Source organism: Mucilaginibacter lappiensis, assembly GCF_050433765.1.
GTDB classification, from domain to species: Bacteria; Bacteroidota; Bacteroidia; order Sphingobacteriales; family Sphingobacteriaceae; genus Mucilaginibacter; species Mucilaginibacter lappiensis_A.
On record NZ_JBNPWP010000008.1, the window covers coordinates 159246 to 174166 of the forward strand.

Sequence of the window (14921 nt, forward strand, 5' to 3'; positions counted from 1 at the left end):
ATGTTTTAGATTGTATTTAATATAAATTGTTACCAGCCAAAGCCAACGCCTATTCCAATGTTGCTTCGGCCACCCCAGCGGCCTCCGTAACCACCACCCCAGCGGTTGCCATAGCCACCGCCCCAGCGGTTACCCCAACCGTAGCCTAAGCTAACACTTGGGTAATAATTACCATAAAGGCCCCATGATGGTGTATAATCATAATATCCATTCATGCGCTCCTGATGTCTCCATTCGCGATTTTGACGGCGACGTTCCATTTTGGCCTCGTACCAGTCATAGGCTTTGTAAGTGTTTTGAATAGTAGTACCATGCAGGCTGTTCAAACTGTCGGCACCCATGGCGTATTTGCGCTGACTCTCCATATATCTTGGATTTTGGTCGGGCAACAAAGCAGTTTGCTGGGCGTTTACTATGCCGCTATAAAAGCTGCCAAATAGCAAGCCGGCTATAATAATTAATTTCCTTTGCATCACTTTAAAATTATAGAGTAAAAATAAGCAAAATATAAGCTCATATGTTCACGTAAAGTTAGCCTGAGGTCATAATTTAACGTTATTTAACTATGGCGACCATATTTAAACAATTAATAAATTTCAACAGGAAACTTACCATATGTTGACAGCCAAACTTCTCCATTTTGACATAAAATTTGACAAATGGATTAATACAGCTTCAATTAATCTTCATAAACCTAACCATAAATGGAGTAATACCTGATCTGGTTTCATAATAAGTGTTTAATCAACGTTTATAATCCAGAATTTTTTAAGAAAACTTCAAGATAATGAGATCAATAGCTAAACTGCTATGATGGGGCTATTATGTTTATTTTATAGGTAAAAAATATAATTGCGCAAAGATATAAAGTATTTTCCAGGGCAATTTTATCAAAAAAAATGTAATTAAAAGCATTTAGCTTATCCACGGGGGGTATTCTGTAATTTTTTTAAGTGTTTATTTCACAATTAAATAAAAATTATTATACCTTAGATTTTAATTAGTATCACCGATACTTAATAATAAACCAAACACCAATTATATTAAGGTTAACTCAGTTCAGATAAATGCCTGGTTAACTCATAAAACTTATAAAATATGAAAACGCCTGAGAAAAAATTTCTTTCATTGATTTGTCTTGCATTAAGTTTAACTGTTGGATGCAGTGGTCCGGCTCATGATAATGCTGCTGCAAGCGATTCAAGCTCGGTTGCAAAAGACTCATCTATAATCAACGAAAAGAATTTTGAAGGTACGGTTAATGATAAGGCCGTAAAACTTTTTATACTAAAAAATAGCAAAGGTGCACAAGTTGCCATTACCAATTACGGCGGAAGAATAGTAAGTCTGCTGGTTCCGGATAAAAAGGGAACTTTAACCGATGTTGTTTTAGGCTATGATAGTTTGAAAACCTACCAGAAACCCAAGGAACCCTATTTTGGCGCCATTATAGGCCGGTATGGTAACCGTATAGCCAAAGGCAAATTTACCCTTGATGGTAAATTATACCAGCTTGATATTAATGACGGTGTAAATACACTGCACGGCGGGTTTAAAGGATTCTTTTCGCAGGTATTTGATGCTGCGCTGGTTAACGGGCAAACGCTTAACCTCACCTATATTTCAAAAGATAGCGAAGGCGGTTACCCGGGCACTTTAACGGTTAAAGTGGTTTACACCCTAACTGATGATAACGCCCTTAAAATTGATTACACCGCTACTACTGATAAAACCACTATAGTTAATTTAACCAACCATGCTTATTTTAACCTGAATGGCGCGGGCAGCAGCACTATAACCAATAATATATTAAAAATTGATGCCGATGCCATCACCCCTGTTGATACTACCCTGATCCCGACCGGGCAGTTGCAACCGGTTAAGGGTACACCTTTTGATTTTACCACAGCCAAAGCTATAGGCTTAAACATTAACGATAAAAATGATCAGCTAAAAAATGGTAAGGGCTACGATCATAATTTTGCGTTGAACAAACATGATACTTCAAAAGTAGTAGCCACCGTAAGCAGTCCCGAAACCGGCATAGTGATGGATGTTTATACCCAAGAACCGGGCCTGCAGTTTTATAGCGGCAATTTTTTAACCGGCGAAACCAACGATGGCAAAGGCGGCAAAGCATATGGGTACCGTTCGGCATTTTGTTTGGAAACCCAGCATTTTCCTGATGCCCCTAATCACCCTGCATTTGCATCAACCGTGTTAAAACCGGGTGAAACTTATCATACCACAACCACCTATAAATTTTCGACCAAATAGCACTTGGGGCAAATGCAGTATGTTGATTTATTAACAAACGATTAAAGATGTTGGATACCGGGATCAAAGATTTACTGAATAACATTGCTTTGAATAATGATCGGGCATCTTTTAAAAGACTGTATTTATTTTACTATGGCAAATTATTTAGTCTGGCTAAATCATTTGTGAAATTTGATGAACTTGCCGAGGAGGTTACCAACGATGTGTTTTTAAACCTTTGGATAAAGCGTGCCGGTTTAACGGAGATCAACAACTTTACTTTTTACTGCTATACCGCTATTAAAAACAAATCACTTACCTGTATTTCAAAGGGACTGGCTAATAATGTAAATATTGATCAGCTCAGTTTAGATATAGCAGACACTTCGGCCACAGGCGAGGATAAGGTTGCCTGCGAGGATCTTACAAAAATTATAAAAAATTCTTTAGGTAAGCTTTCTGAACCGTGCCGGATTGTTTTTAAACTGGTAAAAGAAGACGGATTAAAATACAGGGAAGTTGCAGAACTGCTGGATATATCTATTAAAACAGTGGAGTACCATATAGGCAATGCCCTTAAAACCTTGTCGAAAGGAATTGAAAACTCCCAAAGATCAATGGCTCCTCCCGCTCCGGATAAAATTTTAAAAAATAATTAAGTTTCCCACTGGGGTATCGTCATTATTTGTAGTCTTTATATATAGAAGCTATAAATAATGATTAATAACATTTGGATACTTATTGGTAAAAAGGTAAGCGGTGAGGCTTCGCCCGAAGAACTGCTTGAACTTGAGGAGCTGTTGCGGCAGGGAGCAGCAGATCAGTATCCGCTCCCATTGCTGGAGGAGATCTGGAAAAATGAGCATCAAACCAATTCCGACGAAAAATTACTAAACAAATGGGAGGCCTTTGAGGCTAAGCTTGATGTTGCCGATAAAAATGAAATTGATGAGGCTGCTCAGGTTGCGGAGTCTAAAACCAGCGGTGCAAAACAAAAAATAATAAAATTCATTAAACGAGGTTCCTGGCTTGTTGCTGCAAGTTTAGTTTTGGGAGTACTATGGTTTACACGCCATGGCGATGCTGCCAATAACAAGCCAAATGAAATAAGCGCCCCCAAAAACGGCATCAGTAAAATTCAACTGCCCGATGGTACTAAGGTATGGCTAAACTCAGGCAGCAAGTTGGTGTATGGTAATGATTTTGGAACGGATTTCAGGAAGGTATCATTAGTTGGCGAAGCTTTTTTTGATGTGGTGAAAGATGCCAAACATCCGTTTATTGTAACAACCCCAACTATCAGCATCAGAGTATTGGGTACCCGCTTTAATTTACGGTCCTATAAAAATGATAAAACTTCTGAAGCCGCGCTGATACGCGGACAAATAGAACTAACTGTTTTAAGGAACCCGGAGAAGAAGATCATTTTAAAGCCATCAGAAAAATTAACGGTTATAAATAATGAAGACGTTGCCGGTAAAACCAACACACAACAGGCAAACGTATCCGAAGAAATACCTCTGATTGCACTAAGCAGGATCCACCAGGCTAAACAGGATACTTTACCCTCGGAAGCGCTTTGGCTCGAAAACAAACTGGCCTTTGATGCCGAGGATTTTGAGGGGCTTGCTAAAAAGCTGGAGCGCCGGTATAGCGTTTCTATTGTTTTTGAAAACGAAGAGGTGAAAAAATTAAGATTTACCGGCAAATTCCAGAATGAACCAATTAACAAAGCTTTAAGGGCTTTGCAAACCACAACCAATTTTCATTATAAAATTGATAGCAATCAAATTGTAATTTATTAATTATTAAACAATTATAAAATGCCTATGCATAAATAACTATCTAAAACCTACACCAAAAAAATGGGGAAATGTTGAAGCATCCCCCCATGTAAATGGTACAAGTTAACTACCAGTCCTTCTATAAACCAAATAGTTAAATAACCTTAATGCTAAATTATGAAAAAAAATGCACACCGCATTAACCAAGTGCGGCTGAACCAATTTTTGAAAGTACTTCTTATGTTTAAATTTATCCTTATTCTGGTCATCGTCTCCTCTATGCAGGCGTTTTCCAAAGGGTATGGTCAGACCAAAATTAATGTCAGTTTTGAGAAAGTGCCGTTAAAAAAAGCGCTTAAAGAGATTGAAAAAAAATCTGATTACCACTTCTTGTACAATGATGATGTGCTTTCGAGGAACGATCTGCCTGCAAGTCTGAATATTAAAGATGCATCGCTTGACCAGGTAATGAACGCCTTGCTCAATAAAACCAATCTGGGATACACGCTGAGCGACAATAATCTTGTTATTTTATCCGAAAAGGGAAGTGTGCTTTCTGCGGCTACAGTAACAGGAACCGTAACCGATGAAAATAACCTGCCATTACCCGGGGTAAGTGTTAAAGTTAAAAACTCAGGGTTAGGTACCCAAACCGATGTAAATGGTAAATATTCCTTAAATATTCCCGATGCAAATGCTAACAACGTTGTACTGGTATTTTCGTTTGTTGGTTTTAACCAGCAGGAATTACCACTCAATGGCAGTACGGTAGTTAATGTAAAGCTTCTGGCTGCATCAAGCTCGCTTAATGAGGTAATTGTGGTGGGCTATGGTGGTGTAAAAAAGAAGGATATTACCGGCTCGGTAGGTATTGTGGATGCTAAAGAAGCCAAAAAGTTTTCAACTAATGATCTTTCGCAATTGTTACAGGGACGGGTAGCAGGTGTAACAGTTAACAGTGATGGGCAGCCGGGCGCTTTCCCAAGTGTAAGGATCAGGGGGTTCAGCACATTTGGCGATTCAGCACCATTATATGTAATTGACGGGGTGCCCATGAGCAACTCTCCGCGCGATTTTAACCCCAATGATATTGAATCTATGCAGGTGTTAAAGGATGCTTCGGCAGGTGCTATTTATGGTTCAAGGGCTGCCAATGGGGTAGTTATTATCACCACAAAACATGGTAAAAAAGGATCTCCTTTCAAAGTTGATTATAGTGCCTATTATGGCGTCGATAAAATATGGCAACAAATACCGGTACTTGACCGTGTTCAGTATCAGACAGTGATCAACGAGGTAAATACCAATGCTGGTTTGCCCTTAATTCCGGGTAACGATCCAAGTTCGCCGGTTTTTGTGAGTAACACCAATACCGATTGGCAAAAGGTGGGAGAAAAAAATGGCAATCGTCAAAATCATAATGTTAACTTCTCGGGCGGAAGCGAACATTTTACCTATAACGTATCTTTAGATTATTTTGGTAATAAAGGAACTTTTGTAGGTAATGGTCCAACTTATGACCGTTATTCAACCCGTGTAAATACAACCGGCGAAAAAGGTATTTTCAGGTTCGGAGAATCAGTTTTTTATGCCCATTCGCATGAAAACGCACTTACTTACCGGTCTGATATTTTAACAGGTAACCGCCCGCCCCTCATTATCGATTTGATTGAAGCTGTACCTACCCAGCAGTTATATGACCCTACAAAAGTTGGTGGTTTTGGGGGTATTCTGTCAAGCGTTCAAAATGTAATTTCGCTTAATGCGGTGGGTATTAACTCGCTGATAAAAAACTATACAGATGTTGACCGTGTACTGGCCAATGCATTTGGCGAGGTGACCCTATTAAACACAGGAGGACATAGCCTGAAATATAAGATCAGCTTAAGTTATGATAAAGTGCTGGCTAATGATTTCTCCTACCAGCCGCCTTTTGATTTGGGATACTTTTTTAATCAAAGCATATCACGTCTTGATAATACCGAGCGTTTATACACTACCGGCATCATTGAAAATACCTTAACTTATAATAAAGCTTTTGGCAAACATAGTGTTGATGTTTTGTTAGGTCAGTCATACCAGCAGGACAATTTCCAAACGCAAACCGGCCATGCCGAAAACGTAGTAGCCCCATATCTTGTTTTGGATAACGGCGTCAATAAAACCACATCAGGTTCAAGGTCCGAAAGTACACTGTCATCTTACTTTGGAAGGGTGAATTATAATTTCGATTCCAGGTACCTTTTAACAGCAACCCTGCGCAGGGATGGCTCATCGCGCTTTGCACCTTCAAACAGATTTGGTTATTTCCCATCCGCAGCGGTAGCCTGGCGTATTACTAACGAGCCATTTTTTACCGTACCTAAAGATATCCTTAGCGATCTTAAATTCAGGGCGAGTTATGGCGAGCTGGGTAACCAAAACATTGGTAATTACCTGTACACCTCATACATTAACCCCAACATTGTATATAATTTTAACAATACTAAGGTAACCGGCGGTTTGGTAACCAGCCTGGTATCAGAAAACATCAAATGGGAAACCCGTAAAACCACCAACGTGGGCTTCGACGCTACCCTGCTGAATGGCATCTTTGATCTGTCGGCCGAGTATTATAACAGTACCTCATCAAACGTACTGGTTGGGGTTCCAATCCCTTCCTCAACCGGATCTGTAAACCAGGCACCCTTAATTAACGCCGCGACTTTACGTAACACGGGTATTGAGATATCAGTGGCTTATCATAAAAGAGCAGGTGATTTTACGCTTGATGTTGCTGCCAATGTAGCAACAGTTAAAAACAAGGTACTGGCCCTGGGCGGTAACAATGAGCCTATATATGGAGTAGGTTCTAAAACCGCTGTAGGTGGTGAAGTAGGCGAACACTTTGGCTATGTAGCCGAAGGTATTTTCCAAAACGTTGCCGAAATTGCCGGCCATGCCAAACAAGAAGCAGGCACAGCTCCCGGCGATATTAAATTTAAAGACATCAATAATGACGGTGTAATTAATACCGAGGATAGAACATACCTGGGCAGCGCTATACCTAAACTTAATTATGGCCTAAACATAGCTGCAGCTTACAAAAGCTTTGATCTTTCTATCAATACATCGGGCAGTTCGGGGTTCTTGATAAACAGCCGTTTATACCGCGATCTGATGCTGACTACTGATTACATTAACAGGAGCACTGATATATTAAACCGCTGGACACCAACCAACACCAATACCGATATACCTCGTGTAGTTCAAAATGATCCAAACCAAAACCAGCGCGACTCGAACCGCAAAGGCTGGTTACAGGATGGCAAATACCTGCGCATTAACACCGTATCGCTTGGTTATACCTTTAAGAAAGGGCTTATAAAAGGACTTTCAAATGCAAGGATCTATGCTACAGCTCAAAACCTGTACTCGTTCCAGGCTTACAAAGGGTTTAACCCCGATTTTACTTCGGGCGTGTTTAATCCCGGATTTGATGCAGGCTCCTTCCCTAAGCCAAGAACCATATTAATGGGTGTACAGGTAGGTTTTTAACAAAGTTGTTTAGATCGTTAATTGAATCAACATGAAAAAATTTAAATATTTCGCTATAGTAATATTAACAGCATCCATGTTTGGGTGCGATAAAAAGCTGGACCTTCAAAATCCTAACGCGCAAACATCAACACAGTACTGGAAAACAGCTGCAGATGCTACCGCCGGGGTTGTGGCCATTTATAACAGTATGATACAGGATGGCAGCTACATGCGTATGTACCCTGCACTTAGCGATGGTCGCGGAGATGATTTTAAGGGCGACAGTCCGTGGGGCGACCTTGTCCAGGTAGCCAATTTTACTATTCCAACCACATCGGGCCCGGTACAATGGGTATGGGCCCAGCATTACCAATGGGTATACCGTACCAATCAGGTTTTAACCAACGTGCCAGCCATTACTATGGACGAAGGTTTAAAAACGCGCCTGTTAGGGCAGGCTTACTTTTTAAGGGCGCTTGCTTATTTCAATTTGGCACGTACCTACAAAGTTGTACCGCTTATTTTAACCATACCTAAAGACCAGAAGGATTACTACCCGCCAACGGCAAGCGAAGATGATATCTGGAACCAGATCTATACCGATTTCCAGAAAGCCGCGACCATGCTGCCGGTAAGTTATGCCAGTGTTAACGGGCCCGATCAGGGACAAAAAGCTCGGGCTACAAAAGGTGCCGCGGTTGGTTTACTCGGAAAAGCTTACCTCTACCGCCAGAAATGGCAGGAGGCTGCCAATCAGTTTAAGCAGCTCATTGATGGACCTGAGTTAAATACTTATAGCCTGATGACCGATTTCAGGGATAACTTTAAACCTACCAATGAGAACAATGCCGAGTCGTTATTTGAAATACAGTTTGCTGATCCGGAAACGGTTGGTGGTACGGTAGGTAACTATGGCGGTGAGCCCAAGGCCAACTGGAAACAGGTATCATCAATAGGGCATACTTATGCTATGGAAGGTTTTGGTTATTCAGACTTTTTACCCACCCGCTGGATCTATGATGAATTTAAAAAGGAAAAAACGGTTGATGGCCAGCTTGACCCCAGATTGTTGGCTACCATAGCATCATATGAGCCCGGTGTATCTGAGCTGGCTTATTTTGGTCCCTGGCTTAATCCCAAAACTAATATTTATCCCCGTAAATATACCCATGACGGCATCCCTGGTTTTACCAATGAGAATAATGGTATTGAAAACTCCGGTATTAATTACCGTGTTTTAAGATACTCAGATGTGCTGTTAATGTATGCTGAAGCATTGAATGAACTGGGCCAAACAGCCGCAGCCTATCCTTATATCCAAAAAGTAAGGGACAGGGCACATCTGCCTAATTTGGCTACGACCAAACCGGGAATGAGCCAGGCCGATATGCGTGAGCAGTTGGGCCATGAAAGGGCTTTGGAATTTGCTATTGAAGCACAACGTATCAATGATATCATTCGCTGGGGCTGGCTGTATAAAGCAGATAAACTAGCAGAGTTAAAAACCCATGATGTAGAGTTTAACACCTGGACACCTGGCAACGAATATTTGCCGGTCCCTCAAACGGAATTGGATGTGAACAAGAATTTGAAACCTAACCCGGCCAACTAAAGCATGACCTCCCTTCCGGTAATTAAGCCGGAAGGGAATTATGCTAAGTCTTAGTTTAAAATCTATTTTATGAAAAATATGAACAGGTTAGGGGGGCTTTTTATGCCGCTTATTTTAGCAGTAAGCTTATTAAGCGCGTGTAAAAAGGAAGGTACCGGATCAAAGCTAACTGATACGGTTGTTGTAAAACCGCCGGTAACAACGGCATTTGACATTAATTCCATTACTGATACTTATGCCGATATTGCATCATTTGCAACCTATCAAAAATGGACTGTGTACAATGTGCATGACCCATCAGTAAAAAAGTTTGGCGATTACTATTATAGCTACAGCACGGATGTTGCTTTTGGTACCGACGTAAGACCCGGCCTGCAGATCCGCAGATCAAAGGACCTTGTACAATGGGAATATGTTGGCTGGGTGTTTAATGCAATCCCGGCAAAAGGCGCGGCTTTTATAAGTAATTTAGGTGGAACAGCCTTTAATGCCTTATGGGCTCCTTATGTATTAAAGGTAGGTTCGGAGTACCGGTTGTATTATTCCCTGTCGTCAGCCGTTCCGCGCCTCAGTGTTATCGGGATGGCTACCGCCACATCGCCCGAAGGGCCCTGGACCGAAAAAGACCTTGTAGTAACATCTGCCAATGATGCCAGTATACAAACCAATGCTATTGACCCCACCGTGGTAACTACTACCAGCGGGGAGCAGTACATGTATTATGGTTCGGCATGGGATGGCATTTACATATTGAAGCTTGATCCGGCTACTGGTCTTGCCTCATCATCGGGTGATAAAGGAAAGAGGATAGCCAACAGGGGTTTTACTGCCGGCAAATACAATGGTAATATTGAAGGTGCTGAGGTGATCTATAACCCCGATCTTAAAAAGTATTTCCTGTTTATATCTTATGATTGGTTGCAAACTAAGTATAATGTAAGGGTAGGCAGAAGCGATAACCCAACTGGTCCTTTTTACGATTATAATGGACATGATCTGAACACCAATGAAGATCATGGCCCTATGATACTGGCACCTTACCAGTTTGCAAACCAGAGCGGCTGGCAGGGAACCGGACATTGCGCGGTTTTTGATAATGGCAGCGGACAATATTTTATGGCACATCAGGCAAGGCCGGGTGTTAATTCTTTCTTTATGGATTTGCATGTACGTAAAATATCATGGACAACGGATGGCTGGCCCATAGTATCGCCCGAAAGATATGCCAATGTTGTTCAAACCGCCATCACGGCTGCTGATGTTGCAGGTGTATATGAAAAAATCACACTGAACTATCATGTAGTGCCGGGCTACGGAACTGAACAGGTTTCGCCCGATTTTCAAACCGCTGTAGATTTTAAACTTGATGCCGGTGGCACTATAAATGGAAACGCGGGCGATAAATGGACTTTTACCACGCCCTGGATAACCTTAACTTATAGCAATGGCGATACCTACAAGCTCAAAGCCGAAAGGGAAAGAGATTGGGAAAACAAAATAGCATCTACCATAATTTTTACCGGTTTAGATAAAAGCGGTACGGCTATATGGGGGAAGAGAAAATAATGATTGTTAAATCAACACTTATTAAATAATTATTTTTACATTTAGCTACCAATAACACCCAAAATGATCAGGAAAGCTTTTTTTACCATTTGCAGTGCAGGTATGTTTTTATCAGCCTATGCACAAACGCCTAAGGTTTACACCATTCAGGCCGATAAAATTAAAACCCCGATACAGAAAACCATGTACGGGATCTTTTTCGAAGATATTAACCTGGCTGCCGATGGCGGGGTATATGCCGAACTGGTAAAGAACCGCTCGTTTGAATTTAATATGCCATTAATGGGCTGGCAACAACATAAAAAAGATGGTGGTGATGGCCGGGTAGAAGTGATTAACCGCGCGACGGAGCGGCCCGAAAACCCGCATTTTATAAAAGCATACGTAACATCGGCAACAGGAGCTTTTGGTCTCGACAATGAAGGCTTCCGTGGGATGGGTATTAAGGAAGGTGAAGAATATAACTTTTCTGTAATGGCCAAACAGGATGGAGCCGCCAATGTAATGCTGAACATTGAGCTTCATGGAGATAACGATGCTATTATAGGCAAAGCCGAATTAACCCCCACCGATAAGGAATGGAACAGGTACAGCGTAAAGTTTAAGTCGGCGGCAACGGTGCAAAAGGCCCGATTATATGTTTGGCTTAGCGGCGAAGGTGTTATCGATCTGGATATGATCTCGCTTTTTCCTGAGCATACCTGGAAGAATCGTCCGGGTGGCCTGCGTGCCGACCTGGTGCAAAAACTGGCCGACCTGAAGCCTGGCTTTTTGCGTTTCCCCGGTGGTTGTATTGTGGAAGGTCGCGATTTGAACAATCGTTATCAATGGAAAAAAAGTATTGGCGATATTGATAAACGTACCAACATCATCAACCGCTGGAATGTTGAGTTTGCCCATCGCCCTACACCTGATTATTACCAGACATTTGGCCTTGGTTTTATGGAATATTTTATGACCGCCGAAGATATTGGCGCATCGCCGCTGCCGATCCTGAACTGCGGTATGGCCTGCGAGTTCAATACATCTGAAATGGTGCCGCTTGACCAGCTTGACCCGTATCTGCAGGATGCGCTTGACCTGATAGAGTTTGCCAACGGCGATGCCAGTACTAAATGGGGCAAACTGCGGACAGATCTTGGTCACCCTGCTCCCTTTAATTTGAAAATGATAGGTGTTGGCAACGAGCAATGGGGCCCGCAGTATATAGACAGGTGGAAGATATTTACCAAAGCAATTAAGGGAAAATATCCGGATGTGAAGATCATATCTGCTTTGGGGCCATTCCCCAAAGGGCCGGAATTTGATCTGCTCGATAAAACTTTCCGCAGCCTGGGCGCGGATATCCTGGACGAGCATTATTACGCATCGCCACAATGGTTTAGGGATAATGCCCGCCGGTATGATAACTATGACCGCAAAGGACCGAAGATTTTCGCGGGCGAATATGCTGCCCAAAGCGTACAGACTGTTAGTCCGAAAAATAAAAACACCCTGGAATGCGCCCTGGCTGAGGCGGCCTTTATGACCGGCCTGGAGCGCAATGCCGATGTGGTGACTATGGCCTCATACGCACCGCTTTTTGCTCACGTGGAGGGCTGGCAATGGTCACCAGACCTGATCTGGTTTGATAACCTGAACAGCTATGGCACACCCAATTATTATGTACAACAGCTATTCTCGCTCAATAAGGGTACCGACGTGGTACCGCTGACGCTGGGCAAGGAGTCGGTTGCCGGGCAGGATGGCTGTTTTGCCACCGCCAGTTTGGATCGCAACACCAACGAACTGGTAATTAAATTTGTAAATACAGCCGCTTCGGCACAAAAAGTAAGCTTTAAAATAAATGGCGGCAGCTACCAAAAACAAGCAACTCTAATAACACTGAAGGGTGAAAAAGACAGCGACGAAAATTCATTAACCAGCCCGACAGCAGTAAGCCCCGTGCAAACCGCCCTGGCAGTTAACGGCAAAACGGTAAATGTTGATGTGGAACCGTATGCTTTTAAAGTGATCAGGTTAAAGAATAAATAAGTTGAAAAGGTTTTGTTTAGCAATAGCCATCATATTCCTGGGTATTAATTTAAATGCCCAGGAATTAAAAACTGATATCTCGGTTCATGACCCTGTTATCATTCAACAGGATAGCAATTATTATGTCTTTTGTACAGGCAGAGGTATAGCCATGTGGTCATCGACAGATCGTGTGCATTGGAAGGCCGAAAAGCCTGTTTTTGCAAACGCACCGCAATGGGCGGTTGATACTATCCCGGGTTTTAAAAATCATATCTGGGCGCCGGATATTTCGTATTATAAGGGGCAGTATTACCTGTTCTATTCAGTATCGGCATTTGGTAAAAACACATCAGCCATAGGGCTTGCCATCAATACAACTTTACATACTGACGATCCCAACTACAAATGGGTTGATCATGGCAGGATCATTCAATCTATCCCCGGTAAAACAAACTGGAACGCTATTGACCCTAATTTAATTACCGATAAGGATGGTACCCCTTACCTGGTATTTGGCTCGTTTTGGGACGGACTGAAATTGATTAAGTTAAACAAGGACAGGCTAAGTGTTGCTGAGGATATCAGGAATATACCGACCGTTGCCACGCGCAGAAAAAAATCATCTGAAAAACTCGCAGCAGTTGATGGTAACCCGGTTGATGCTGGCGGTAATGCCATTGAAGCACCTTTTATTTTTAAGCACGATAAATACTTTTACCTGTTTGCCTCTATTGACTATTGCTGTAAAGGGCCGCAAAGCACGTATAAAATGATTATCGGCCGATCTAAGAGTCTTAGAGGGCCTTATTTGGATAAGACTGGTTCGGCGATGAACAAAGGAGGTGGTACCATTTTACTGGCCGGAGATAAGGATTGGTATGGGGTAGGGCATAACGGGGTAAGCACTTTTGATGGTACGGATTACATCATATTTCACGGTTATGACGCGGCAGATAAGGGGATATCCAAACTGCAATTGAAAAAGTTGAGTTGGGCTGATGGGTGGCCGGTAGTAGTGAAGTAAAAGTCATTGCGAGGAAGCCCCCTCTAAATCTCCCCCAAAGGGGGAGACTTAAAAAAATATATTAAAGCCCTCTCCAAAGGAGAGGGTTGGGTGAGGCTTTTTGTTTCGTGCCTTGCAATGACGTAATTATATAAGTTAATAGTATTTACAATGAAAATATCAAAATATATTCTCACAATAACAATTGCCCTCGGCTGTTTAACGGAAACTAAGGCAGCAGTTGTAAACCCTGATACTACTATCCACGCTACCGGTAACCCCATTATCAGGCATGAGTTTACGGCCGATCCGGCGGCTATGGTGTATAAGGATAAAGTTTATTTATATACAGGGCATGACGAAGCGCCTACAGGGAAAAATGGTTACGTAATGCACAACTGGACCTGCTTTTCATCATCAGATATGGTGAACTGGACCGAGCACCTCTCACCCCTTAATATTAAGGATTTTGCCTGGGCAAAGGCGGATGCCTGGGCATCACAGGTAATTGAGCGCAACGGCAAGTTTTATTGGTATGTAGCGGTTGAACATGGTACTATTCCGGGTAAAGCTATTGGAGTAGCTGTGTCTGATAGTCCGACAGGGCCTTTTAAGGACGCCCGGGGTACCGCATTAGTCACCAACGATATGACCAAAGCCATTAAGCATTCCTGGGATGATATTGACCCTACAGTTATTATAGATAAGGATGGGCAGGCTTACCTGTTTTGGGGCAATGGTATGTGTTATTATGCCAAACTTAAAAGCAACATGACCGAGCTTGACGGCCCGATAGAAACAATTACTTTGCCGCATTATACCGAAGCCCCCTGGGTACATCAACGTAATGGCTGGTATTATTTATCATACGCCTATGAATTTCCTGAAAAAATAGCTTACGCCATGAGCCGTAGTATAAATGGCCCCTGGGTTTATAAAGGCATCATCAATGAACTGGCCGGCAACTCCAACACCAACCACCAGGCCATTATTGATTTTAAGGGCAAATCATATTTTATATATCATAACGGGGCATTAGCCGCCGATGCCGGAAGTTTTCACCGTTCGGTATGTATTGATTATTTATATTATAACAAGGATGGCAGTATAAAAAGGGTGGTGATGACAAGCGAGGGGGTAGGAGCGGTTAAATGATAAACAG

General features: G+C 42.3%; 10 protein-coding genes. 9 read left to right on the top strand and 1 reads right to left on the bottom strand.

The window, feature by feature from the left end; genetic code table 11:
- Positions 1-29: 29 nt before the first annotated feature.
- On the bottom strand, positions 30-473 hold the full coding sequence (locus M2273_RS22375; RefSeq protein ID WP_429400002.1) for a hypothetical protein: 444 nt from the start codon (positions 471-473) through the stop codon (positions 30-32).
- A gap of 625 nt (positions 474-1098) precedes the next feature.
- Here M2273_RS22375 and M2273_RS22380 point away from each other — a divergent pair.
- The 9 genes from M2273_RS22380 to M2273_RS22420 all read left to right on the top strand — a co-directional run bounded on the left by M2273_RS22380 (position 1099) and on the right by M2273_RS22420 (position 14914).
- Entirely contained in the window at positions 1099-2277 is a 1179-nt protein-coding gene (locus tag M2273_RS22380; RefSeq protein ID WP_429400003.1) for an aldose epimerase family protein, read from the top strand.
- Positions 2278-2324: 47 nt separating this feature from the next.
- The gene (locus M2273_RS22385; RefSeq protein ID WP_429400004.1) at positions 2325-2918 is read left to right on the top strand and encodes an RNA polymerase sigma-70 factor; all 594 of its coding nucleotides are present in this window, start codon (positions 2325-2327) and stop codon (positions 2916-2918) included.
- A 57-nt stretch (positions 2919-2975) separates the two neighbouring features.
- Positions 2976-4064, top strand: a complete 1089-nt coding sequence (locus M2273_RS22390; protein ID WP_429400005.1) for a FecR family protein — start codon at positions 2976-2978, stop codon at positions 4062-4064.
- Between the two features lie 219 nt (positions 4065-4283).
- On the top strand, positions 4284-7580 hold the full coding sequence (locus M2273_RS22395) for a TonB-dependent receptor (RefSeq protein ID WP_429400006.1): 3297 nt from the start codon (positions 4284-4286) through the stop codon (positions 7578-7580).
- A 31-nt stretch (positions 7581-7611) separates the two neighbouring features.
- Positions 7612-9174 carry a RagB/SusD family nutrient uptake outer membrane protein gene (locus M2273_RS22400; protein ID WP_429400007.1) on the top strand — a complete coding sequence of 521 codons (1563 nt, stop codon included), beginning with the start codon at positions 7612-7614 and terminating at the stop codon, positions 9172-9174.
- A 69-nt stretch (positions 9175-9243) separates the two neighbouring features.
- Positions 9244-10740, top strand: coding sequence for an arabinan endo-1,5-alpha-L-arabinosidase (locus M2273_RS22405; RefSeq protein WP_429400008.1), 1497 nt, complete (start codon positions 9244-9246; stop codon positions 10738-10740).
- A gap of 63 nt (positions 10741-10803) precedes the next feature.
- A complete protein-coding gene (locus M2273_RS22410) occupies positions 10804-12774 on the top strand; it encodes an alpha-L-arabinofuranosidase C-terminal domain-containing protein (protein ID WP_429400009.1) in 1971 nt (656 codons plus the stop codon).
- A 1-nt stretch (position 12775) separates the two neighbouring features.
- Positions 12776-13780, top strand: a complete 1005-nt coding sequence (locus M2273_RS22415) for a family 43 glycosylhydrolase (protein ID WP_429400010.1) — start codon at positions 12776-12778, stop codon at positions 13778-13780.
- 150 nt (positions 13781-13930) lie between these two features.
- Entirely contained in the window at positions 13931-14914 is a 984-nt protein-coding gene (locus M2273_RS22420) for a glycoside hydrolase family 43 protein (protein ID WP_429400011.1), read from the top strand.
- Positions 14915-14921: the final 7 nt, after the last annotated feature.

Bases quoted from the DNA above. Each gene is read 5' to 3' on its own strand.
- M2273_RS22410 (WP_429400009.1), top strand. From the start codon at position 10,804: ATGATCAGGAAAGCTTTTTTTACCATTTGCAGTGCAGGTATGTTTTTA.
- M2273_RS22390 (WP_429400005.1), top strand. From the start codon at position 2,976: ATGATTAATAACATTTGGATACTTATTGGTAAAAAGGTAAGCGGTGAG.
- M2273_RS22420 (WP_429400011.1), top strand. From the start codon at position 13,931: ATGAAAATATCAAAATATATTCTCACAATAACAATTGCCCTCGGCTGT.
- M2273_RS22380 (WP_429400003.1), top strand. From the start codon at position 1,099: ATGAAAACGCCTGAGAAAAAATTTCTTTCATTGATTTGTCTTGCATTA.
- M2273_RS22400 (WP_429400007.1), top strand. From the start codon at position 7,612: ATGAAAAAATTTAAATATTTCGCTATAGTAATATTAACAGCATCCATG.
- M2273_RS22395 (WP_429400006.1), top strand. From the start codon at position 4,284: ATGTTTAAATTTATCCTTATTCTGGTCATCGTCTCCTCTATGCAGGCG.
- M2273_RS22405 (WP_429400008.1), top strand. From the start codon at position 9,244: ATGAAAAATATGAACAGGTTAGGGGGGCTTTTTATGCCGCTTATTTTA.
- M2273_RS22375 (WP_429400002.1), bottom strand. From the start codon at position 473: ATGCAAAGGAAATTAATTATTATAGCCGGCTTGCTATTTGGCAGCTTT.
- M2273_RS22385 (WP_429400004.1), top strand. From the start codon at position 2,325: ATGTTGGATACCGGGATCAAAGATTTACTGAATAACATTGCTTTGAAT.